This is a genomic window from Thiemannella venezuelensis (assembly GCF_014203605.1).
Taxonomy (GTDB): Bacteria; Actinomycetota; Actinomycetes; order Streptosporangiales; family Streptosporangiaceae; genus Planomonospora_A; species Planomonospora_A venezuelensis.
Genome location: NZ_JACHJJ010000035.1, coordinates 44,658 through 66,602, shown reverse-complemented (window position 1 = coordinate 66,602; position 21,945 = coordinate 44,658). Strand labels below are relative to the sequence as shown.

At 72.6% G+C, this 21,945-nt stretch carries 18 protein-coding genes, 4 tRNA genes and 1 riboswitch; of the genes, 11 read left to right on the top strand and 11 right to left on the bottom strand.

The window, feature by feature from the left end; all coding sequences use genetic code 11:
* Positions 1-44: 44 nt before the first annotated feature.
* The 6 genes from FHS22_RS34160 to FHS22_RS34135 form a co-directional block, all read right to left on the bottom strand.
* Positions 45-551: an ATP-binding protein gene (locus tag FHS22_RS34160; protein WP_184948331.1), complete on the bottom strand. Its 507-nt coding sequence runs from the start codon at positions 549-551 to the stop codon at positions 45-47.
* Between the two features lie 63 nt (positions 552-614).
* Positions 615-2,060, bottom strand: a complete 1,446-nt coding sequence (gene argG / locus FHS22_RS34155; RefSeq protein ID WP_184948330.1) for an argininosuccinate synthase — start codon at positions 2,058-2,060, stop codon at positions 615-617.
* A 243-nt stretch (positions 2,061-2,303) separates the two neighbouring features.
* Positions 2,304-2,378, bottom strand: a tRNA-Val gene (locus FHS22_RS34150).
* A 13-nt stretch (positions 2,379-2,391) separates the two neighbouring features.
* Positions 2,392-2,463: transfer RNA gene (locus FHS22_RS34145), tRNA-Gly, on the bottom strand.
* A gap of 76 nt (positions 2,464-2,539) precedes the next feature.
* Positions 2,540-2,610, bottom strand: a tRNA-Cys gene (locus FHS22_RS34140).
* Positions 2,611-2,635: 25 nt separating this feature from the next.
* Positions 2,636-2,707, bottom strand: a tRNA-Gly gene (locus tag FHS22_RS34135).
* A gap of 191 nt (positions 2,708-2,898) precedes the next feature.
* Between FHS22_RS34135 and FHS22_RS34130 the strand changes: the two genes are divergently transcribed.
* On the top strand, positions 2,899-4,380 hold the full coding sequence (locus FHS22_RS34130; RefSeq protein ID WP_184948329.1) for an Nramp family divalent metal transporter: 1,482 nt from the start codon (positions 2,899-2,901) through the stop codon (positions 4,378-4,380).
* 25 nt (positions 4,381-4,405) lie between these two features.
* Here the strand turns inward: FHS22_RS34130 and FHS22_RS34125 are convergent, their stop codons facing one another.
* The gene (locus FHS22_RS34125) at positions 4,406-6,376 is read right to left on the bottom strand and encodes an N-acetylmuramoyl-L-alanine amidase (protein ID WP_184948328.1); all 1,971 of its coding nucleotides are present in this window, start codon (positions 6,374-6,376) and stop codon (positions 4,406-4,408) included.
* 155 nt (positions 6,377-6,531) lie between these two features.
* Here FHS22_RS34125 and FHS22_RS34120 point away from each other — a divergent pair, with 155 nt between their 5' ends.
* From FHS22_RS34120 to FHS22_RS34095, 6 genes are all read left to right on the top strand, one after another.
* Positions 6,532-6,807 carry a hypothetical protein gene (locus FHS22_RS34120; protein WP_184948327.1) on the top strand — a complete coding sequence of 92 codons (276 nt, stop codon included), beginning with the start codon at positions 6,532-6,534 and terminating at the stop codon, positions 6,805-6,807.
* A gap of 76 nt (positions 6,808-6,883) precedes the next feature.
* Entirely contained in the window at positions 6,884-8,692 is a 1,809-nt protein-coding gene (glmS, locus tag FHS22_RS34115) for a glutamine--fructose-6-phosphate transaminase (isomerizing) (RefSeq protein ID WP_338048073.1), read from the top strand.
* An 81-nt stretch (positions 8,693-8,773) separates the two neighbouring features.
* On the top strand, positions 8,774-9,850 hold the full coding sequence (locus tag FHS22_RS34110; protein ID WP_184948325.1) for a Bug family tripartite tricarboxylate transporter substrate binding protein: 1,077 nt from the start codon (positions 8,774-8,776) through the stop codon (positions 9,848-9,850).
* A gap of 52 nt (positions 9,851-9,902) precedes the next feature.
* A riboswitch (cobalamin riboswitch) is annotated at positions 9,903-10,101 on the top strand.
* 191 nt (positions 10,102-10,292) lie between these two features.
* Entirely contained in the window at positions 10,293-12,545 is a 2,253-nt protein-coding gene (locus FHS22_RS34105; protein WP_338048072.1) for a ribonucleoside-diphosphate reductase subunit alpha, read from the top strand.
* A gap of 71 nt (positions 12,546-12,616) precedes the next feature.
* The gene (locus FHS22_RS34100) at positions 12,617-13,612 is read left to right on the top strand and encodes a ribonucleotide-diphosphate reductase subunit beta (protein WP_184948323.1); all 996 of its coding nucleotides are present in this window, start codon (positions 12,617-12,619) and stop codon (positions 13,610-13,612) included.
* Positions 13,613-13,672: 60 nt separating this feature from the next.
* Entirely contained in the window at positions 13,673-14,695 is a 1,023-nt protein-coding gene (locus FHS22_RS34095) for a mechanosensitive ion channel family protein (RefSeq protein ID WP_184948322.1), read from the top strand.
* Between the two features lie 74 nt (positions 14,696-14,769).
* On the opposite strand, the gene FHS22_RS34090 is transcribed toward FHS22_RS34095, so the two are convergent.
* On the bottom strand, positions 14,770-15,519 hold the full coding sequence (locus FHS22_RS34090; protein ID WP_184948321.1) for a DeoR/GlpR family DNA-binding transcription regulator: 750 nt from the start codon (positions 15,517-15,519) through the stop codon (positions 14,770-14,772).
* Between the two features lie 49 nt (positions 15,520-15,568).
* Between FHS22_RS34090 and FHS22_RS34085 the strand changes: the two genes are divergently transcribed.
* Positions 15,569-15,946 carry a DUF4406 domain-containing protein gene (locus tag FHS22_RS34085; RefSeq protein WP_184948320.1) on the top strand — a complete coding sequence of 126 codons (378 nt, stop codon included), beginning with the start codon at positions 15,569-15,571 and terminating at the stop codon, positions 15,944-15,946.
* Positions 15,947-16,004: 58 nt separating this feature from the next.
* Here FHS22_RS34085 and FHS22_RS34080 read toward each other — a convergent pair whose 3' ends face one another.
* From FHS22_RS34080 to FHS22_RS34070, 3 genes are all read right to left on the bottom strand, one after another.
* On the bottom strand, positions 16,005-16,229 hold the full coding sequence (locus tag FHS22_RS34080; RefSeq protein ID WP_184948319.1) for a helix-turn-helix transcriptional regulator: 225 nt from the start codon (positions 16,227-16,229) through the stop codon (positions 16,005-16,007).
* Between the two features lie 2 nt (positions 16,230-16,231).
* On the bottom strand, positions 16,232-16,651 hold the full coding sequence (locus tag FHS22_RS34075) for a hypothetical protein (protein WP_184948318.1): 420 nt from the start codon (positions 16,649-16,651) through the stop codon (positions 16,232-16,234).
* Positions 16,652-16,765: 114 nt separating this feature from the next.
* Complete coding sequence (locus FHS22_RS34070; RefSeq protein ID WP_184948317.1) at positions 16,766-18,526, bottom strand: pentapeptide repeat-containing protein; 1,761 nt, start codon at positions 18,524-18,526, stop codon at positions 16,766-16,768.
* 112 nt (positions 18,527-18,638) lie between these two features.
* Between FHS22_RS34070 and FHS22_RS34065 the strand changes: the two genes are divergently transcribed.
* The 3 genes from FHS22_RS34065 (at position 18,639) to FHS22_RS34055 (ending at position 21,934) form a co-directional block, all read left to right on the top strand.
* Positions 18,639-19,403 (top strand): enoyl-CoA hydratase/isomerase family protein, encoded by a 765-nt coding sequence (locus tag FHS22_RS34065; protein ID WP_184948316.1) that lies wholly within the window; start codon positions 18,639-18,641, stop codon positions 19,401-19,403.
* A gap of 257 nt (positions 19,404-19,660) precedes the next feature.
* Positions 19,661-20,134: a hypothetical protein gene (locus tag FHS22_RS34060; protein WP_184948315.1), complete on the top strand. Its 474-nt coding sequence runs from the start codon at positions 19,661-19,663 to the stop codon at positions 20,132-20,134.
* Positions 20,135-20,458: 324 nt separating this feature from the next.
* Positions 20,459-21,934 (top strand): hypothetical protein, encoded by a 1,476-nt coding sequence (locus FHS22_RS34055; RefSeq protein ID WP_184948314.1) that lies wholly within the window; start codon positions 20,459-20,461, stop codon positions 21,932-21,934.
* Positions 21,935-21,945: the final 11 nt, after the last annotated feature.

Sequence of the window (21,945 nt, the reverse complement as noted above, 5' to 3'; positions counted from 1 at the left end):
CGCGATCGCCCGGCCCCGGCCGGACCGGGCGGGCTCCGGGACCGTCACCTACCGGGCGGGGCGGCCCGCCGTACCCCCGCCGAGGGCCGTTCGGCGTCCTTGCGCACGGTGAAGCCGCCGCGGCCGTCGAAGCGGACCGAGAGGAGCGCGTCGAAGCCGTCGGCCAGGAGCGGGCGGCGCAGGCGGCCGAGCGTGGCGAAGACGCCGACCTCGGGCACCCTGGCCCTGCCCTCCCGTGCGGCGTTGCGCTCCAGTGAGCCGGCCACGTCGGGCGGGAACCAGTAGCAGACCACCAGGGCGCCGTGCCGCCCGGCGGCCTCGACGAGCGGCCGCCATTCCCCGGGCGAGGGATTGGTGTTGTCCACCGCGACGTCGCGCCCCTCCTCCAGCGCCTCGTGGACCAGCCGGAGCTGCCGATCCTGGCGCCTGCGGGCGTTGCGGAAGTCGTCCTTGCTCACGTGGACGTGGGTCGCCGCCAGGACCCGCCGGTAGAAGGTGGTCTTGCCCGACCCCTGCAACCCGACGAGTACCGCCACCTCCGGATCGTTCATCCCCTCATTCCACCAGGCGGGAAGGCCTGTCCGGGGGAGGGCGCCGGGCCGCCCTCCGACGGGTCAGTCGGTGCCGGATTCCATGGCGGCGTGGTCGAGGAGCTCGTCGGCGTCCGGGACCTTGCCCCGGGAGGCGATGGCCTCCGCGCCGCCCTCGGGCATGGCGCCGATCAGGCCGGTCGCGGCGGCCTGGGCGGCGCCGATCATGGGCTGGGGGCTGCCGAGCATGCCGAGGCCGACGTACTGCTCCAGCTTGGCGCGGGAGTCGGCGATGTCGAGATTGCGCATGGTCAGCTGGCCGATGCGGTCGACCGGGCCGAAGGCGGAGTCCTCGGTGCGCTCCATGGAGAGCTTGTCCGGGTGGTAGCTGAAGGCCGGGCCGGACGTCTCCAGGATGGAGTAGTCCTCGCCGCGCCGCAGCCGGAGGGTCACCTCGCCGGTGACGGCCGTCCCGACCCAGCGCTGCAGCGACTCGCGCAGCATCAGCGCCTGCGGGTCGAGCCAGCGGCCCTCGTACATCAGCCGTCCCAGGCGGCGTCCCTCGTTGTGGTACCCGGCGACGGTGTCCTCGTTGTGGATGGCGTTGACCAGCCGCTCGTACGCGGCGTGCAGCAGCGCCATCCCGGGGGCCTCGTAGATGCCGCGGCTCTTGGCCTCGATGATCCGGTTCTCGATCTGGTCGGACATGCCCAGGCCGTGCCGGCCGCCGACGGCGTTGGCCTCCAGCACCAGGTCGACGGCGGACGCGAACGTCTTGCCGTTGATCGTCACCGGCCGTCCCTGCTCGAAGCCGATCGTGACGTCCTCGGCGGGGATCTCGACGGCCGGGTCCCAGAACCGCACGCCCATGATCGGCTCGACCAGCTCGATGCCGACGTCGAGGTGCTCGAGCGCCTTGGCCTCGTGGGTCGCGCCCCAGATGTTGGCGTCGGTGGAGTAGGCCTTCTCGGTGCTGTCGCGGTACGGCAGGCCGCGGGCGAGCAGCCACTCGGACATCTCCTTGCGCCCGCCGAGTTCGGTGACGAAGTCGGCGTCCAGCCAGGGCTTGTAGATCCGCAGGGACGGGTTGGCGAGCAGGCCGTACCGGTAGAACCGCTCGATGTCGTTGCCCTTGAAGGTGGAGCCGTCGCCCCAGATCTGGACGTCGTCCTCCAGCATCGCCCGCACCAGCAGGGTCCCCGTGACGGCCCGCCCGAGCGGTGTGGTGTTGAAGTAGGCGCGCCCTCCCGACCGGATGTGGAACGCCCCGCAGGCCAGCGCCGCGAGGCCTTCCTCCACGAGAGCCGCCCGGCAGTCGACCAGCCGCGCGACCTCCGCCCCGTAGGTCGCGGCCCGCCCGGGCACCGACCCGATGTCGGGCTCGTCGTACTGCCCGATGTCGGCGGTGTAGGTGCAGGGCACCGCCCCCCTCTCGCGCATCCACGCGACCGCCACCGAGGTGTCGAGCCCTCCGGAGAAGGCGATTCCGACGCGCTGGCCTACCGGAAGGGAGGTGAGTACCTTGGACATGCGAATAGGCTTGCATAAAATCGCATGTTCATGCAACACGTTCTCAATCCTTGGACGCGAGGAGTGACCGGGTCTCCGGCCGTCCTCCGCGGACCGGCCGACGGAGGGGCCGTCGGGCGCGGCGGGGGGCGGAACCCCGCGGCGGGGGGACGGGGACGGCAAAAAGCCCCAGTCTCACGATCTGGTCGTGAGCTGGGGCTCTGCTCTCTGCCCGACCAGGCGGGCCTGGTCTGTCATGGAGCGTGGTGGACGATACAGGGATTGAACCTGTGACCTCTTCCGTGTCAGGGAAGCGCTCTCCCGCTGAGCTAATCGTCCTCGGGTGAACCAGAGCGGAAGACGGGATTCGAACCCGCGACCCTCACCTTGGCAAGGTGATGCTCTACCACTGAGCCACTTCCGCGTGCCCGCGTCGGGTCACCCCGCGCGGCACCTGCATCACTTTACCGGATCCCGGGGGATCCGGTGTTCGCGAGCTGAGGTGGAGACGGGATTTGAACCCGTGTACACGGCTTTGCAGGCCGTTGCCTCGCCTCTCGGCCACTCCACCAGCCAGGTCCCGGAGGACCTGCCGGAGCGGAAGACGGGATTCGAACCCGCGACCCTCACCTTGGCAAGGTGATGCTCTACCACTGAGCCACTTCCGCGTGCTCCCCGCCGCTTTCGCCCGGGGCACGGGAAAACTCTAGCGCCTTTTCGGGAGTGCGTGCGCGCACGAACGATCCACCGGGTCCCCGGGCAGGCCGGGAACGGGCCGCGATTGGGTCTTGATCCGCGGGAAACGGAGGCGCACGCTCGGAGGGAACGCGGGGGACGGCCGGAACCCGGGAGGCGCCTCGTGACCGAACATCCGCTCGGAGTCAGCCGTCCGGCGCTCACCGTCGCCGATCTTCCCGAGCCCGAGGAGGTCTTCGGGGTCGCCCGGCTCGGCCCGAAGGAGCTGCTGAAGTTCGCGGTCGGCCCCAGCCTGATCGCCCTGGGCATCTCCATCGGAAGCGGAGAGTGGCTGCTCGGCCCGCAGGCGGTCGGGCAGTACGGCTTCGTCGGGGTCGGCTGGGTGATCCTCGTCTCGGCGGTCCTGCAGACCTTCTACAACGTCGAGTGCTCCCGCTACGTGGTCGCGACCGGAGAGGTGCCGGTCGTGGGCTGGGGCCGGGTGCCGCCCGGCTACCTGCTCTGGGTGCCGCTCTCCGTCTTCGTGGTGATCTTCGCCTTCATCGCGGGCGGCTGGGCGAGCGCCGCCGGGCAGGGGGTGTACGCGCTGGTCCACGGCGCGGTCCCGCCCGCCGGCGCGGGGGAGCCCAAGCTGTGGGCGATCGCGCTGCTCGTGCTGGTCTTCCTCATCACCGCGTCCGCCCGGCGGATCAGCCGGGCGCTGGAGCTGGCGAACTGGATCCTGGTCGGTTCGATCCTGGTCGCCCTGCTCCTCATCGACCTGTTCGTGGTCCCGTTCGGCCAGTGGTGGGAGGCGATCCGCGGCTTCGTCACCCCGGCGGCCCCGCCCGCCGGGATCACCGCGACCCAGCTCGGCGCGCTGGCCGGGTTCACCGCCCTGGCCTCCGGCCTGAACTGGTACGTCATGGGTCACTACCGGGACAAGGGGTACGGCATGGGCCACCGGGCCGGATACATCTCCGGCCTGCGCGGCGAGCGCCGCGAGCTGCTGGCCAGCGGCGTCACCTTCCCCGAGGACGCCCGGAACACGGCGCTGTGGAAGCGCTGGTACCGCCTGCTGATGCTCGACATGTGGGGCGTGTTCTTCGTCGGGGCCATCCTCGGCATGCTGCTGCCCACGATCCTCATGGCGCGCGCGGTCGAGCTCTCCGGCCGGCGGCCCACCCAGGCGGACGTCCCGACCTTCGTCGCGGGCGTGCTGCGGGCCGAGTACGGCCCGGCGATGTTCTACGTCGCCCTGGTGCTGGGCGTGCTGATCCTGTTCTCCACCCAGCTCGGCATCTTCGAGGCGATGGTCCGGGTGGCCACCGACGCCGCCCACGCCACCAGCCCCCGGCTCCGGGCGCTGATCGAGGGAGACCCCCGCCGGTTCTACTACCCGTTCATGATCGTCCTGCTGGTGGTCATCGGCGTCATCATGTACCAGGCGCTGCCGGTCAGCCTGGTCCAGTGGTCGGCGAACATGTCCAACCTGGGCGCGCTCATCTACCCGTTCCTGCTCATGTACCTCAACAGCCGCCTGCCCCGCCCCGCCCGCCCGCGCTGGTGGCACTACGCGATCCTCGTCCTCAACTTCCTGTTCTTCGGGTTCTTCTTCGTCAACTTCATCGCCGACTTCGTGGGCGACCCGCTGGTGACCTTCTGACGCGCCGGGAGGCCGGCCCCGGAGGTCAGCGCGGCAGGAGGGTGACGTCGGAGGCCTTGACGAACATGAACCGGTGCCCGAACTGGATCTGGTGGTAGACCGTCTCCCCGCCGACCACCAGGTGCCGGGAGGCGTCGAAGGTGACGGCGCGCAGGTAGGAGCCGCGCCGGGTCAGGCCGACGCTGTAGAGCTGACCGGCGGGCAGCGAGTACTGCAGCGGGACGAGCCGCTGCGGCTCGACCCCCTCCGGGTAGGCCGACCGCTCGGGGTAGGCCCTGCCGTACAGCCTGACCGAGGACAGCCCCGGCCGGGGCGTCACCAGCGGGCCGGAGGCGCGCACGGAGGTGCGGGCGCCCTTCGGGTCGTGGAACCAGGCCTTCTGGCCGAGGTACCAGATCGCCGTCCAGCCGTTCTCGCGGCCGGCGCGGGCGTAGCGCTGGCCGGCCGAGGCGCGGGCGGCGTGGTCGTGGACGTTGCGGGTGGAGCCGCCCGTCGGATGCCTGCCGACGTCCTTGACCAGCGGCGCGTCGGCGGAGGGCGCGGTGTGCAGCCAGACCGAGGAGGCGCCCTGCGGCGGGCAGGCGCCGGATCCGCCGCAGCCGGTGAAGCCCGGCCGGTGGGCGGCGTAGTCGGGCAGGATGATCACGGAGTGCCCGCGGGGGCGGGCCGCGCGGTCCAGGGGGCGGCCGAGCAGTTCGAAGTAGCGGGCCCAGTCCCAGTAGGGCCCCGGGTCGGTGTGCATGCCGCGCACCGTCGCCCGGGTGGTGCCGGGCACGTTGTCGTGGCCGACGATGTGCGCCCGGTCGAGCGGCACGCCGTACGTGCGGGCGAGGTGGCCGACCAGTTTGGCCGAGGCCCGGTACATCGCCTCGGTGTACCAGGCGCCGCCCCTGGCCACGTAGCCCTCGTGCTCCAGGCCGATGGAGCGGGAGTTGACGTCCCAGTTCCCCGCGTGCCAGCCGATGTCCCGGCCGCGCAGGTGCTGGGCGACGAGGCCGTCGCGGGAGCGCAGGGTGAAGTGCCAGCTCAGGTAGTGGGGGTTGCGCACCGCGTTGACCATGGAGCGGTAGCTGCTCTCGCCGTCGTGGACGACGATGTAGTCGATCTCCCGGTGCCCTTCGTAGCGGTCGTGGTTGCCGTACCGGCCCTTCCCGATCCGCTGGTAGGGGGCGGGGAGCCACCGGCAGGCGACCGTGGGAGGGCAGTCGGGGCCGGGCGCGGCGGGGGGCCGGTGCAGGCCCAGCCGTCCGGACGCGGGCGCCGGCGGGACCGCCGACGGGTCCGGGGGCAGGACCATCGGCTCGCCGTCGTCGGTGGTCCGCGCGGCCCCGGCGCGGATCGTCGCGTACACCTCGTCGGCGAAGGCGGCCGCCGCCCCGGGGTCGTCGGAGGCCGCGTAGCGGGCCACCGCCCCGTACCAGCGGACCGGTTCGCCGCCCGGGGGCGCGCCCTCCCTCCGCCGGTACTCGGCCAGCAGGGCGGCGCCGCCGCGGATGTTGGCGGCCGGATCGGCGCGGAGCCGCTCGGGAGGGATCCCGGTCAGCCGCGAGGCCAGGCGCAGGGTGTCCGGCGGGGGAGCGGCGGCCGGGCCGGGCCGCCGGGCGGGCCGGGCCATCGGCCGGGTTTCGTCGCCGCGCGGGTCCTCCCCGCTCCCGTGGACGTGGCCGCCGTGATCGCCGTGGTCGCCGGTCTCTCCGGATGCTCCGGCGCCCTCGGGTGCTCCGGTGCCTCGGGGTACGGCCAGGCCCGCGTCGACCAGGTGCATGGGGCCGTACCCGCCGGCGACGCTGGGCAGGCCGTCGTTGCCGTCCCAGCGGGACTCCAGGTAGGAGACGGCGAGCAGCACGCTCTCCGGCACGCCGTACGCCCGGGCGGCCTCGGCGAAGGCCGCCTGCCTGCCGCCGGGCGCCTCCGGCCGGGGATCGGCCTTCCCCGGGGCGGCGGGGACGATCACAACGAGAGCGGCAAGGACTGCGGTGCCCGCCAGATGTCGCATATGTAGTTCCTCCCGTCCCGATCACTACCCATGGTCGCCATTGACTACCGAGAGTCACGAAAGCGATATGGATGAAAGAGGAAGTGGTCAATCCCTGCCCGAAATCGGGCAGAAAACTTGGTAAATCGTCTCTGTGCTGCATATCGTCCTGCTCTGTGTCCACCACCTGGCATCCGCATGAGGATCTGATCGCCCACCTGACCCGGACGAGCGCGCTCGGGCCCGGGGAGGCGGCGCGGGTGGTGGCGGACGTGCTGGCCTACTTCTCCGAGCCGGTCGAGGAGTTCGTCCGGCGGCGCCACGCCGAGCTCAAGGGGAAGGGGCTGGTCAACGACGAGATCTTTCCCCGGATCGCCGCGGAGCTGCCGGGCCGCCGGGTCGCGGCGCCCGAGCTCTCGGTGCGCCAGCTCCGCAGGATCGTCTACGGATGACCGGGTAGCTGGATGAAAAGGCATAAATCAGCACGTGACGTCCATGAGAGGGGATGGCTGAAAAATGTGCGGAATCGTGGCCTATGTAGGGCCGAAGGATGCGGCGCCGATCCTGCTGGAAGGCCTGCAGCGTCTGGAGTACCGGGGCTATGACTCGGCCGGCGTGGTGGTCTCCAACAAGGGCCTGAAGGTGCGCAAGGTCAAGGGCCGGGTCGCCGACCTGGCGGCGGTCGTGCCCGCCCGCTTCAAGGGCGCCACCGGCATCGGCCACACCCGCTGGGCCACCCACGGCGTGCCCAGCGACGAGAACGCCCACCCCCACCTGTCGAACGACGAGCGCATCGCGGTGGTGCACAACGGCGTCATCGAGAACGCCGACGAGCTGCGCGCCAAGCTGGAGGCCGACGGCGCGGTCTTCCTCTCCGAGACCGACACCGAGGTGCTGGCCCACCTGATCGCCCGGACCACCAAGGAGTCCGACTCGCTGGAGGACGCCGTGCGTACCGCGCTCAAGCGGGTCGTCGGCACCTACGGCATCGCCGTCGTCGACGCCGAGCGCCCCGGCGAGGTGGTCGTGGCCCGCAACGGCAGCCCGATCGTGCTGGGCATCGGCGAGAAGGAGATGTTCGCCGCCTCCGACGTGGCCGCGCTGGTCCGCTACACCCGCCAGGTGGTGCACCTGGAGGACGGCGAGCTCGCGGTGCTGCGCGCCGACGGCTTCCACACCTTCGCCAGCGACGCCCGGGAGACCGCCAAGGAGCCGCTGACCGTCGACTGGGAGACCGGGCACTACGACACCGGCGGCTACGAGCACTACCTGCTCAAGGAGATCTCCGAGCAGCCCGACACCGTCGCCCGCACCCTGCGCGGCCGCCTCGACGAGCGCTTCAACGTCGCCCACCTGGGCGGGCTCAACATGGACGCCCGGGAGGTCAGGTCCTTCCGCCGGGTGAAGATCATCGGCTGCGGCTCGGCCTACTACTCCGGCCAGATCGGCGCGCAGCTCATCGAGGAGCTGGCCCGGGTCCCGGCCGACGCCGAGCCGGCCAGCGAGTTCCGCTACCGCAACCCGGTCGTGGAGCACGACACCCTGTACGTGGCGATCAGCCAGTCGGGCGAGACCTACGACACGCTGGCCGCCGTCCAGGAGCTCAAGCGCAAGGGCGGCCGGGTGCTCGGCATCGTCAACACCGTCGGCAGCGCCATCGCCCGCGAGTGCGACGGCGGCGTCTACCTGCACGCGGGCCCCGAGGTCTCGGTCGCCAGCACCAAGGCGTTCACCTCGACCGCGGTGGCCTTCGCGCTGCTCGCCCTGCACATGGGCCGGGTGCGCGACCTGTCGCCGGCCGACGGCCGCCGCATCTGCGAGGGCCTGCGCCGCCTGCCGGACCAGATCAAGGAGATCCTGGCGCTGGAGCCCGAGATCAAGGAGCTGGCCGCCAAGTACGCCGCCGCGCCGAGCATGATGTTCATCGGCAGGGTCCGCGGCTACCCGGTGGCCCGCGAGGGCGCGCAGAAGCTCAAGGAGGTCTCCTACGTGCACGCCGAGGCCTACCCGGCCAGCGAGCTCAAGCACGGCCCGCTGGCGCTGATCGGCCCCGAGATGCCGACCGTGGCGATCGTCCCCGACGACGAGCTGCTGGACAAGAACCTCACCACGCTGGGCGAGATCCAGGCGCGCGGCGGCAAGGTGATCATGGTCGGGCACCGGAAGGCCGACCCCAAGCTGGCCGACGACTGCATCGTGCTGCCCAAGAACGAGGTCGAGCTGGACCCGATCCTGCTGGGCATCCCGCTCCAGCTCTTCGCCTACCACGCCGCCGTGGCCCTGGAGCGGGACGTGGACAAGCCCCGCAACCTGGCCAAGAGCGTCACGGTGGAGTAGCCGCCCCCGACCCCGCCCGATGGCGGAGCGTGACCGACTTGTAACCTGCAGGTACCGGAAGACCCTGGGAAAGGGGCGCCGATGCGTCGCAGGAGGTTCCTCACGCTCACCGCGGGAGTGGCGGCCGCCGCGGCCGGGTGCGGCCTGACCGGCGCCGGAGGCGGGGCGGGAGTGCCGATGACGGGCAGGCTGTCCGTCGCCGTGCCGCCGGTGCGCGGGCAGCGCTGGGCCCGCCTCGCCCGGGCCCTGGCCGAGGTCGCGGCCGGCGACGGGCTGGCCGCGCAGGCCGGGGTCGCGTCCGGCGGCGGGCCGGACGCCGGCGGCGGGACCGGTGGTGCGCCGGTCGCGGCGGCGGGTGCGCCGCCGGTCGCGGTGGCCGGTGCGGGCGGCCGCCCCGGTGCGGCACCCGGCGCGCCCGGCGTCTCGTTCGCCATGGAGGGCAGGCTGCTGCTGACCGGGATGGCGGTGGTCACCGCGGCGGAGCTGTCGGGCGGTCCCTCGGTCGCCGGCCAGGCGACCCCGCTGGCCCGCCTGGTCGGCGACTGGGCCGCGCTGGTCGTCTCCACCGGCTCGCCCCTGCGCTCCTTCGAGGACTTCGCCGCCGCCCTCCGGCGCGACCCCGCCGGGCTCGTGGTGGGCGGCCGGACGGCGGGCGGTCCCGACCACGTCCTCTACGGCCTGATCGGCAAGTGCCTCGGGGTGGACACCCGGCTGCTCGACTACGCCGGATACCCCGGCCTGGCCGACGCCTCCGAGGCCCTGCACGGCGGGCGGACCACCGCGCTCCTGGGCCCGGCCCGCTCCTTCGCCGCGGAGGTGGCCGCGGGCCGCCTGCGTCCGCTGGCGGTCTCCGCCGCGGACCGGATCGACGGCATCGACGCGCCGACGCTGATGGAGCTGGAGATCCGGCTGGAGTACAGCGACTGGTACGGAGTGCTCGGCCCCCGGGGGATGGACGACGGCGACCGCGCCGCCGCCGTCGCGCTCTGCGACCGCCTCGACGCCTCCCCCCGCTGGCGGGACCGGTGCGCGCGGGAGGGCTGGGACCGCGTCCACCTGAGCGGGGACGACTTCCGCACGTGGCTGGCCACCGAGACCCGGCGCACGAGGGAGGCACTCCACGAGTTCGGGCTGCTGAGCGCATCCACCACAGGATGAGCGCATCCGACACAAGTTGTGGGACCGGTTGCGCCGAGCGCCACTAGATGTAGGATCCTTCCTCGTTGCTGGTTCGCCCCGAGAGGGGCGGGGAAAGAGGGAACCCGGTGCGACTCCGGGACTGCCCCGCAGCGGTGAACGGGAACGACCGCCGTCATGGATGAGCACTGGGGAGACCTGGGAAGCGACGGCCAGTAGGAACAGGCACGGCGCCCGTGAGTCCGAAGACCTGCCGGTGACGCGTGGAGTGCGGCGAGAGCGCGCGGGCGGGCGGTGAACCCCCGGTCCCGTGCGGGCCCGCCGTGCGCGACCACGCCGAAGGAGTCCAGGGCCTCGAGGGAGGGCCCGCGGACGGGGCGGTCCCGGCGCATGCCCGCGGGCCGCGTCAGCCGTGTGCCCACCCGCGAGAGCCGTACCGCACGGGGAACGCGAGGGGTGGCACGTGACACAGACCGTGGCCGAGACGAATGCCGGGACGGATGCCGGGACGGGCGCCGGGACGAACGCCGGAGGCTCCGGGCAGAGCCCGGCCGAGCGCCGGCTGGCCATCGAGGAGGCCGCCGCCCGGGTGATCACCGACCCGGAGAACTCCCGCACCGCGGCCCGGCTGCTGGCCGGGCTGATCGCCGACGAGGCCGCCGAGCACGGTGTGCGGACCTTCTCCGAGTCCGTCGCCGCCACCCACGCCGCCGGGCTGGTCGCCGAGCGGACCGCCGCCTTCGTCGCCGCGCACGCCGCCGAGCTGGACGCCCTGATCACGGCGGAGACCGCGTTCGAGTACTTCGGCCTGCGCACCGTCTACGACCGCTACCTGCTGCGCCACCCCGAGACCCGCAAGGTCCTGGAGCGCCCGCAGCACTTCTTCCTCCGGGTGGCCTGCGGCCTGTCGGAGACCGTCGCCGAGGCCGCCGAGCTGTACGGCCTCATGGCGAGCCTGTCCTACCTGCCCAGCTCGCCCACCCTGTTCAACTCCGGCGCCCGCCGCCCGCAGCTGTCGTCGTGCTTCCTGCTCGACTCGCCGCGCGACGAGCTGGAGGCGATCTACGAGCGGTACGGGCAGGTCGCGCGGTTGTCGAAGTACGCCGGAGGCATCGGCGTCTCCTGGACCCGGGTGCGCTCCCGGGGCTCGCTGATCCGGGGCACCAACGGCCACTCCAACGGCATCGTCCCCTGGCTGCGCACCCTGGACTCCAGCGTCGCGGCGGTCAACCAGGGCGGCCGCCGCAAGGGCGCGGCCTGCGTCTACCTGGAGACCTGGCACGCCGACGTCGAGGAGTTCCTGGAGCTGCGCGACAACACCGGCGAGGACGCCCGCCGCACCCACAACCTCAACCTGGCCAACTGGGTCCCCGACGAGTTCATGCGCCGGGTCGAGGCCGACGCGGAGTGGTCGCTGTTCGACCCCAAGCAGGTCCCGCACCTCACCGACCTGTACGGCGCCGCCTTCGACGAGGCCTACCGGGCCGCCGAGGCCGAGGGCATGGCCGTCCGGCGGATCCCGGCCCGCACCCTCTACGGCCGGATGATGCGCACGCTCGCGCAGACCGGCAACGGCTGGATGACCTTCAAGGACGCGGCCAACCGCACCTCCAACCAGACCGCCCGCCCGGAGAACGTCATCCACCTGTCCAACCTCTGCACCGAGATCCTGGAGGTCACCAGCGACGCCGAGACCGCCGTCTGCAACCTCGGCTCGGTCAACCTCGCCGCCCACCTGGCCCCGTCCCCGGAGGGCGACGGGCTGGACTGGGCGCGGCTGCGCCGTACCGTGCGGACCGCCGTGCGCTTCCTGGACCGCACCATCGACCTGGGCTTCTACCCGACCCCCGAGGCCGAGGCCGCCAACCGGCGCTGGCGGCCGATCGGGCTGGGCGTGATGGGCCTGGCCGACGTGTTCTTCGCGCTGCGCCTGCCGTTCGACTCGCCCGGGGCGCTGGAGCTGTCCACCCGCATCGCCGAGGAGATCGCCCTGGCCGCCTACGGCACCTCCGCCGACCTGGCCGCCGAGCGGGGCAGGCACCCCTCCTACGGCGACACGCGGGCCGCCGGGGGCGTGCTCCACCCCGACCACTACGGCGCCGCCCGCTCGGCCGAGTGGGACGCGCTCCGCGCGAAGATCGCCGAGACCGGGCTGCGCAACTCGCTGATGATCGCGATCGCGCCGACCGCCACGATCGCCTCCATCGCCGGCTGCTACGAGTGCATCGAGCCGCAGGTCTCCAACGTCTTCAAGCGCGAGACCCTCTCGGGGGAGTTCCTCCAGGTCAACCGCTACCTCGTCCGCGACCTGCAGGCGCGCGGCCTGTGGACCCCGCAGGTCCGCGACGCGATCAAGCGGGCGGACGGCTCGGTCCAGGACATCCCGGAGGTCCCGGCGGACCTGAAGGCCCTCTACCGGACCGCGTGGGAGCTGCCGCAGAAGGCGCTGATCGACCTGGCCGCCGCGCGCACGCCGTACATCGACCAGTCGCAGTCGCTGAACCTCTTCATGGCCACGCCGACCATCGGCAAGCTCTCCTCGATGTACGCCTACGCCTGGAAGTCCGGCCTGAAGACCACCTACTACCTGCGCTCGCGGCCCGCCACCCGGATCGCCCAGACCACCGTGGCCCAGCCGGCCGCCGCGTCCGCCGCCGACCCCGACGCCGTCGCGTGCTCCCTGGAGAACCCCGAGTACTGCGACGCCTGCCAGTAGACGCCCCCGGGCGGGCGGCTGCCGCAGCCGCCCGCCTGCCCGCAAGAGAACTTCCCGAGAGGCCTTCCCCGATGTTGCTCGACCCCGGCATGGACCTGACCCTGCGCCCCATGCGCTACCCGGACTTCTACGAGCGGTACCGGGCCGCCATCCGCAACACCTGGACGGTGGAGGAGGTGGACCTCCACTCCGACCTCGCCGACCTGGCGAAGATGACCCCGCAGGAGCGCCACCTGATCAACCGCCTGGTGGCGTTCTTCGCGACCGGCGACTCGATCGTGGCCAACAACCTGGTCCTCAACCTCTACCAGCACGTCAACGCGCCCGAGGCGCGGCTCTACCTCAGCAGGCAGCTGTTCGAGGAGGCCGTGCACGTGCAGTTCTACCTGACCCTGCTCGACACCTACCTTCCCGACCACGACGAGCGCGCCAAGGCCTTCGCCGCGGTCGAGCACATCCCGTCCATCCGGGACAAGGCCGAGTTCTGCTTCCGCTGGATCGACTCGCTCGGCGGGCTGCGGAGACTGGAGTCGCAGGACGACCGGCGGGCCTTCCTGCTCAACCTGATCTGCTTCGCCGCCTGCATCGAGGGCCTGTTCTTCTACGGCGCGTTCGCCTACGTCTACTGGTTCCGCTCCCGCGGCCTGCTCGGCGGCCTGGCCACCGGGACGAACTGGGTGTTCCGTGACGAGTCCATGCACATGGAGTTCGCCTTCAGCGTGGTGGACACCGTGCGAGCCGAGGAACCCGAGCTGTTCGACGACAAGCTCGGCGCGCAGGTGACCCGGATGGTCGAGGAGGCGGTCGCGGCCGAGCTGGCCTTCGCCGCCGACCTGTGCGGCGAGGGCCGGCCCGGGATGAGTGTCGAGCAGATGCGGCGGTACCTGGAGTACGTGGCCGACCAGCGCCTGGCCCGTCTCGGCCTGCCTGCCCGGTACGGCACCGCCAACCCCTTCGCCTTCATGGAGCTCCAGGACGTGCAGGAACTGGCGAACTTCTTCGAGCGCCGAGTTTCGGCCTACCAGGTGGCTGTTGAGGGGAATGTCACTTTCGACGAGTCCTTCTGAATATGTGCCACCCATAGGGGCACCCACCTGTCGGTAAAGCCGACGGGAGGGGCGCTGCCGGTGTCCGACTGGATGATCATGCTCGTGTCCGTGCTGGCCGCCGTCGCGGCCGTGGAGGCGGTGCGCAGGGTGCTGCGCTCCCGGCTGATCGGCGAGCGGTGGGTCCTCGCCGGTCCGCTGGTACGGCGCTGCACCTGGCCGGGGTTCGCCACGGCGGTCGCGGCGACCGTGTACACGTTCTACGAACCCGGGATGGCCGACGCGGCGGCCGACTCCGCGATCCAGCGGGCCGTCGGCCTGGCCATGATCGCCGCCGTCACCTGGCTGGTGATCCAGGCCGCCTACGCGGTCACCGACGTCGTCCTGGAACGGCTGATCGCCGTCGAGGGCGAGCGCAACCGGCGGGCCCGCCGCATCCGCACCCAGATCGCGCTGGTCCGCCGGGTCGCCACGGCGGTGGTCGTCGTGGTGGCGCTGGGCGCGATGCTCTTCAGCTTCCCCCAGGTGAGGGCGCTGGGCGCCGGGCTGCTCGCCTCCGCCGGGATCGCGGGCGTGGTGGCCGGCATCGCCGCCCAGTCCACTCTCGGCAACCTGCTGGCCGGGCTCCAGCTCGCCTTCAGCGACGCGATCCGGCTGGACGACGTGGTCGTGGTCCAGGACGAGTGGGGCCGGATAGAGGAGCTGACCCTCACCTACGTGGTCCTGCGCCTGTGGGACGAGCGGCGGCTGGTCCTGCCGGTCTCCTACTTCACCTCCAACGCCTTCGAGAACTGGACCCGGCACGGCAGCCGGGTGATCGGCACGGTGCTGCTCCGGGTGGACTGGTCGGTCCCGGTGGAGGAACTGCGCACCGAGCTCTACCGCGCGCTGCGCGAGCACCCGCTCTGGGACCAGAAGGACTGGGTCCTGCAGGTCACCGACACCCTGCCCAACGGCCTGCTGGAGGTGCGCGCGCTGATGAGCGCCGCCGACTCCGCCAGCGCCTTCGACCTCCGGTGCGACATGCGCGAGCACCTGGTGACGTTCATCCGGGAGAAGTACCCCGAATCCCTGCCCCGGCTCCGGGTCGAGACCCCCGCCTAGGGCCCGCGCCCGGGGCCGCGGGCCGTGCTGCGGCGCCGTACGACCCGCGGGCGGGGGACATCCCGGGGCGGATGTCACGGGGCATGGATGACCGGCACGTCCAGCGCCCGCACCGCGGGACTGTCCGCGCCCGCATCGGTGATCACTCCGGCGATCTCGGCCAGGGGCAGCACGGCGAACCGGGACGCCGCGCCGATCTTCTCCGAGCTCGCCAGCACGTAGGTGTCGGCGGCCTGGCGCGCCAGGGCGCGCTTCATCGCGGCCTCGTCGGCGTCGCCGGTGGTCAGCCCCGCCTCCGGGTGGACGCCGGTCACGCCGAGAAGGAAGAGGTCGGCGTTGATCCCCCGCACGGCCTCCATCGCGGCGGCGCCGCAGGCGACCATCGAGTGCTTGAACAGCCGCCCGCCGATCAGGTAGACCTCCACGTCCCGGTGGTCGGCCAGCGCGACGGCCACGGTCGGGCTGTGCGTCACGACGGTGGCCCGCAGGTCGGCGGGGAGCGCCCGCACAACGGCCAGTGCGGTCGTGCCGCCGTCGAGGATCACCGTGCCGCCCGGCTCGACCAGCGCGGCCGCGGCGGCCGCCACCCGTTGCTTGCCGGGCACCTGGACGTCCTGGCGCGCGGCGTAGTCGGCCACCGCGGGCGACGCGGGCAGCGCGCCGCCGTACACGCGCTGGCACAACCCCGCCGCGGCGAGGTCGCGCAGGTCACGGCGGATGCTGTCCTCGGACATGCCGAGCTCGGCGGCGAGGTCCTTGGCGATGATCCGGCCGTCCGTGCGCAGGCGTTCGAGGAGCAGGTCACGGCGTTGGGCGGCAAGCATGCACGTTTCTCCTTGTTTTTTCCGATTGTTGCACGATAGGGTCGGTGCCATGCTCATTCTGATCGCAGGCCCCTATCGCTCGGGCACCGATGACGACCCGGAACTGATGGCGCGCAACCTGGCCCGGCTGGAGGAGGCGGCGTGGCCGATCTTCCGCAGCGGTCACGTGCCCATGATCGGCGAGTGGGTCGCACTGCCCGTGCTGCGCGGCGCGGGCGGCACCGGACCGGCCGACCCGGTCGCCGGGCAGATCATGTACCCCGCCGCGGAGCGCCTGCTGCGGCACTGCGACGCGGTGCTGCGGCTGCCCGGCGAGTCCGCCGGCGCCGACCAGGACGTGCGGATCGCCCGGGAACGCGGTCTGCCCGTCTACCGCCGCATCGAGGACATCCCCGGCTACCTGCCCGCTCAGGAGGCCGTTTCCTGAGCCCGGCCCTCATGGCCGGGCTCCCGGAGGGCCGCCGCGCGCCGTGCGGTGCGGGGCGCTACTCCTCGGTGCCGGGGTACTGGAAGACGTCGTCGAGCGGGGCGCCGAACACCCGCGCGATCTGGAAGGCCATCTCCAGGGAGGGCGAGTAGCGCCCGTGCTCGATGGCGATGACGGTCTGCCGGGTCACGCCGATCCGCTCGGCGAGCTCCGCCTGCGTCATCTCTCCGTGCGCGAACCGCAGGGCGCGGATCGAGTTGGTGACCTTGGTGGGCTTTCCCATGCCTACAGGCCCCGGCGGTAGGCGACGAGCTTCACGCAGGAGCCGACGAGCGCCGACAGGACGAACGCCGCGTACATCGCGTTGGCGATCCAGAAGTGGTCGGCCTCGGCCACGGCCAGGCCGAACGGCGCCAGCATGGCGATGGCGAAGGCTCCGCCGCCGACGTACTCGCCGAACCGGTTGATGTCCTTGTCCCGCGGGTCGCTCCGGTGGCTCTCGCTGGGTTTCACGATCTCGACCGTGATGCGGCCGACGATCGCCGCGGCCATGGCGATGCCGATGCTCCACAGCATCGGCGGCACGTAGGCCACCTCGGCGAGGGGGACGCCGTCCGCCCGCCCGAGGATGACCGCGAGGTAGACCCCGTAGGTGCCGAGGCTCACCACGAGATAGACCCACACGCCCTTCTCTTCGTACGACACGTTCGCTCCACGGATAGGGGACCCGACATGGCCAATGTAAGGCATAGTCGACATGAGGTCAATTATTCTTGACATCGCGCCCATCGTGAACCCGGGCGGGGAGGGCCAGGGGGCTCAGGCGGTGTTCGACGGGCGGAGCACCCGGGCGGCACCGGCGATCAGGGCGGTGGCCAGGATCCAGCCGGAGGCCACCAGCGTCCAGGCCAGCCACCGGGTCCACCCGGCCGGCTCCCAGGCTCCGCGCTGCTCGAAGACGCTCACCGGGACCAGCAGGTCCAGCGTGTAGACGAAGGCGCTGAAGTCCCGGACCTCGTCAGGGTCGATCTTCACCGGCGGTACGGCGGAGAAGACCGCGGTCCCGGCGGCCAGCAGCACCACCGCCCAGAGCCCGGCCAGCCAGGGGCGGTAGCCGTACCCGACGGCGACGTCCAGCATCCGGCCCCAGAACCGGCCGGTGGACCTGAGCGTGCCCCGGTGCTCGCGCTGCTTGGCCAGCAGCACCCGGCGGGCGTCCGGTTCGTGGCCGATCCGCCGGTACCAGGCCGCCAGTTGCTCGTACGGCTGCGGCCGGTAGCCGCCGGGGTCCCGGGAGACCCAGGACAGGCGCTCGGCGACGCTCCACGAGCCGCGCAGCGCCTCGTAGGTCAGGCCGTTGAGGTGCACGTGCTCCGGATACGACGTGAACCGGTCCATCAGCACGCCGACCCGCGAGTAGCTGAGGCTCGTCTCGCCCTCCACCGCCGACGGCCTGAGGATCAGCTCCTCGACCTGCATGTGGCTCAGGTGCAGCGCCCGGCCGGACGCCTTCAGCACCGCCTGGTCGAAGGAGAGCACGCCGTTGACCCGCGCCCCGCGCAGCCGTACGGTGCCCACCGCGGTGAAACCGGCGCTGAACTCGGCCGCCGAGGCCTCCAGGAAGTCGGCGTAGACGGCGTACGGCCCGGCGGCGGGCGTGGCCGGGGCCTCCGCGGGTTCGGCCGCGGGTCCGGCGGTGGGCCCGGCCGCGGGTCCGGCGGTGGGCCCGGTTGCGGGGTCGGTGGTGGACCCGGTTGCGGGGTCGGTGGTGGGCCCGGTTGCGGGGTCGGTGGTGGACCCGGCGGTGGGTACTGTCGCCGTGATCGACGCCTCCTGCAGGTACAGGCCCCCGTGGAACTTCGCCCCCACCATGCGCAGCCCGCCGACGGTCTGCAGGCCCCGCAGGAACGCGCCGCCGTCCACGACCAGCCCGCCGGCCCAGATCGCCCACCGGTGCCCGTCGTCCAGGCCGCGCTCCCGGCGCTCGGCCTCGCTGTACGGCTTCCTGATGTCCTCCATGGGCGTCCCCGTCCTGTCCCCCTCCCGGGGCGGGCTCACCTGCGCCCTGGAGAGCCGGAGCTGGCCGGTGATGTGGGCGTTGTCCAGCCGGAGGCCGCGCAGGGTGGAGCCGTCGAACTCCAGCAGCCCGTCGACGGTGCTGCGGGCCGCCCGGACCCGGCCCAGGGCGCAGCCGCGGAAGCGCAGCCCCCGGGTGCTCGCGTCGCTGAGGTCGACCACCCCCGACAGGTGGCAGTTGAGCAGATGGAGCTTGGCCCCGACGGCGGCGTCGGACAGGTCCAGGTCCCCGGTGACGTGGGCCCCGGCCAGCCGCAGGCCGGGAGTCTTGCCCGGCTCCGCCTCCCGTGCCCCGAGCAGCAGCGCCACCAGGACCTCCGCCCGGACCGTGCGCTCGGGACCCCACGCCGCCCCGCACGCCGGGTCGTCGGCCGCGGTGTCGCCGGTCCGCAGATCCACCCACACGCCCGACGGGTAGGCGTCCCACAGGCGCCGCTCGGCCGGGCTCAGCCGCCCGAGCGGGCGGATCGGCCGCGTCCTGCGCGCGGCGGGGGATGGGGGCACGGGATCTCCTGACCTCTCACCGAAGGACCGCGGGGGACCTGCCCGGTCTCCGCTCGCGGAGACCGCGGGGCCCGGATCATGATCGCAGACGTGGGCCGGGAGAATCTATCCCGTGCAGATCTCCGAGGGTTTCGCGCTGTCCACCGGCGACCGTGCCGAGCACGTCGCCACGCTGCGGATCGACCGCCCGGACAAGCGCAACGCGATGAGCGCGGGCATGTGGCGGGCGCTGCCCGGCATCCTGGCGCCGCTGGCGGCCGATCCGGACGTGCGGGTGCTCGTGCTCACCGGCGCGGGCGGGACCTTCTGCGCCGGTGCGGACATCTCGGAGATCGCCGGCCTCGCCGAGGACGGCGACGGCACCGGGGCGACCGTCACCGCCGAACGGGCGCTGGCGGACTTCCCCAAGCCGGTGATCGCGATGATCGAGGGCTTCTGCGTGGGCGGGGGCTGCCAGCTCGCGCTCGCCTGCGACCTGCGCCTGGCCGCCGTCGGCGCCCGCTTCGCCATCACCCCCGCCAAGCTCGGCATCGTCTACCCGCTCCCCTCCACCCGCCGCCTGGTCCGGCACGTCGGCCCGTCGGCCGCCAAGCTCCTGCTCTACTCCGCCGACCAGATCGACGCCGCGCACGCCCTGCGCATCGGCCTGGTGGACGAGGTGCTGCCGCCCGAGGTGCTCGCGGAGCGGGTGTACGGCCTGGCCCGCACGATGGCCTCGCGCTCCCAGCTCACCCTGGCGGCCAGCAAGGAGATCGTGGACGGCCGCGCCGACGAGGCCCGCTTCCGGCGCTGGCAGGCGGAGTCGGCCGACGAACTCGCCGAGGGCGTCGCCGCCTTCCTGGAGCGCCGCCCGCCGGATTTCCCCTGGTCCCGATAATTCACACTATTTTTAGTGATCGGGATTTCCTGCTTTTACCGGAAGCGATCGTGTGAGTTTTCTTCGCATCGGCTGGAGATCTGCTCCAAGGAGAGGGGAATTCCTCTATCGGGCCGGGGGAGCGCGGACGCCATGTTTCGGGTTCTCCCAGATGAAGCCTGCCGTTCCTCCAAGATGCTTCCGGTGAGGACCTCCCCAGTCCCCTCCTCACCAGCGTGGCCCGGCTACGCTGAACGACACATTCGGAGGAAGTTTTCGTGCTCACCCTTGAAGAGCGGGTCTCGTCTCTGGAAGAAGGTCTCGTGGAACTCAACGCCCGATGCGCCAGACGGGGGGTCGACCGCACCATCGAGGCGGTGAGCCCTGCCTACGAGAGGATCGAGGAGATCCACAAGCGGCTCGTGCGCGTGGAGACGACGGCTCGGGAGACCAGGAACGAGGTCGGCTTCCTGAGAGACCACATGGTCGCCTTCACCGGCCGGCTGGACCGGATGGAGGTCCGGATCGACGAGCTCGACGAGCGTCTGTCCGGCCGGATCGATGAACTGTCCGGCCGGGTCAACGAGCTCGACAACCGCCTGTCCGGCAGGATCGACGGGCTGAGCACCCGGGTCGACGGGCTGAGCGCCCGGATCGACGAGATGAGCACCCGGCTCGACGCCCTGGCCGAGTCCAACACGGCGATGTTCCAGGCGATCCTGGAACGGTTGCCGGAGAAGGCCGCCTCGTAGGACGGCCGATCGCGGGGGACACGGCCGACCGGCACGTGAGCCGTGTCCCCCCGACCGGCCGAGACGCGGCAGAGGCCCGGTCCCCGGAACGCCGGGGCCCGGGCCTCTGCGTTTTCGCAGGTGAGAGGCTCCCGGTTTCCCGAACCTTGACGCGGGCGGCGCGTACGGCCCGGCCCGGCCGGGTATCGCAGCTTTCGCCGCTCTCCCCGTCGCTCCGCCTCGCCGCGGTGCCGTCGCGGTGGTCATCCCACAGCGACCAGGAGAGGCACCGGACATGACGACCTTCCCGACGGCCGTCCGGCGGCACGGACCGGGTGGGCTCCGATGACGAGCACCCTTCCCCGGGTGACGCCCACCCCGTCGCGGGCCCCGCGGCGCCCGCCCGTCCGGCCGGCCGCCCTGCTCGGGTTGGTCGCCGCGCTGTACGCGGCGGCGCAACTGGTGATCGTCTCCGCGGGCATGGGGATCGGCTGGGACGAGGCGATCTACGCCAGCCAGTTCTCCGGGCACGCTCCGCCCGCCGAGTTCAGCGCGCCCCGCGCCCAGGGGATGCCCCTGCTGGTCGCGCCGGTGACCGCGCTGACCGACTCGGTGACCGTCCTGCGCCTCTACCTCACCGCGACCTCCTCGCTCGCGCTGTTCGGCGCCTTCCTGATCTGGACCCGTGTGCGCCCCGGGTACACGGCCCCGCTGGCCGCGCTGCTGTTCGCGGGCTGCTGGCTGTCGCTGTTCTACGGCAACGAGGCCATGCCCAACCTGTACGTGGCGCTCGGCGCGGTCGCCGCCGCCGGCCTGCTGTGCCTGCCCCGCCGGAGCCGGGCGGCGCTCGCGGGCCTGGGCGGGACGATGGCCGCCGTGTCGCTGATCCGTCCCTCGGACGCCCTGGTCATCGCGGCGCCCCTGGCGGTCGCGGCGCTCGTGTCCCGCCCGCGCCGCCTGCGGGCTCTGGCGGCGCTCGCCGCCGGGACGGCCGTCGGCTGGGGGGAGTGGCTGATCGAGGCGGAGCTGAGGTACGGCGGCGTCGCCGCCCGGATGCACGGCGCGGAGGAGGCCAACCTGACCGGCCTGGCCTTCTCCCTCGTCGAGCACGCCCGCGCGCTGGACGGCCCGTCGCTGTGCCGGTGGGGCACCGACTGCGGGGACGTCTCCCCGCCGGCGCTGGTCTGGTGGCTGGCGATCCCGCTGATGGCCGCGGTCGGCCTGCACGCGGCCTGGCGGGAGCGGGAGCGGCGCAGCCCGGGGCCGCTGCTGCTGGCGGCGGCGGTCGCGTCGGCGACCGCGGCGCCGTACCTGTTCTACGTGGGTTACGCCGCCCCGCGCTTCCTCATGCCGGTCTACGCCCTGCTCGCCCTCCCGGTCGCCGCGGGCATGATCGCGCTGACGCGGCGGGGCCGGCCGCCGGCGCGCCGTGCCGCGGCGGTGTTCGCGGCCGCGGGCCTGCTGGCCCACCTCGTCCTCCAGGGCGGCTACGCGTACCACATGTCCGCCAACGCCTACGAGGACCGGGAGCGGGTGCGCCTGGCCACGGAGGAACTGCGCCGGATGGGCGTGCGGGGACCGTGCATGGTCTACGGGCAGTCGGGCGTCCAGATCGGCTACCTGCTGGGCTGCCGCTCGCGGGGACTCGCCCGCGGTTTCCACCGCCGGCCACCCGCCCCGGTACGGCGGGCCGTCGAGGCCGGGGAACTGGTGCTGCTGGTCTACCGGGGCGCCACGCCGCCCCGGTACGCCGACGGCTGGCACCACGTGGAGCTGCCCGGCGGCTGGCGGGCGCGCTTGTCTCCCGCCCGGGGCGACTGACCTCCCGCACC

Excerpts from the sequence above, each read along its gene's own strand:
- FHS22_RS34055 (WP_184948314.1), top strand. The coding sequence starts at position 20,459 with ATGACGAGCACCCTTCCCCGGGTGACGCCCACCCCGTCGCGGGCCCCG.
- FHS22_RS34125 (WP_184948328.1), bottom strand. The coding sequence starts at position 6,376 with ATGCGACATCTGGCGGGCACCGCAGTCCTTGCCGCTCTCGTTGTGATC.
- FHS22_RS34090 (WP_184948321.1), bottom strand. The coding sequence starts at position 15,519 with ATGCTTGCCGCCCAACGCCGTGACCTGCTCCTCGAACGCCTGCGCACG.
- argG (WP_184948330.1), bottom strand. The coding sequence starts at position 2,060 with ATGTCCAAGGTACTCACCTCCCTTCCGGTAGGCCAGCGCGTCGGAATC.
- FHS22_RS34080 (WP_184948319.1), bottom strand. The coding sequence starts at position 16,229 with ATGGGAAAGCCCACCAAGGTCACCAACTCGATCCGCGCCCTGCGGTTC.
- FHS22_RS34100 (WP_184948323.1), top strand. The coding sequence starts at position 12,617 with ATGTTGCTCGACCCCGGCATGGACCTGACCCTGCGCCCCATGCGCTAC.
- FHS22_RS34160 (WP_184948331.1), bottom strand. The coding sequence starts at position 551 with ATGAACGATCCGGAGGTGGCGGTACTCGTCGGGTTGCAGGGGTCGGGC.
- FHS22_RS34085 (WP_184948320.1), top strand. The coding sequence starts at position 15,569 with ATGCTCATTCTGATCGCAGGCCCCTATCGCTCGGGCACCGATGACGAC.
- FHS22_RS34110 (WP_184948325.1), top strand. The coding sequence starts at position 8,774 with ATGCGTCGCAGGAGGTTCCTCACGCTCACCGCGGGAGTGGCGGCCGCC.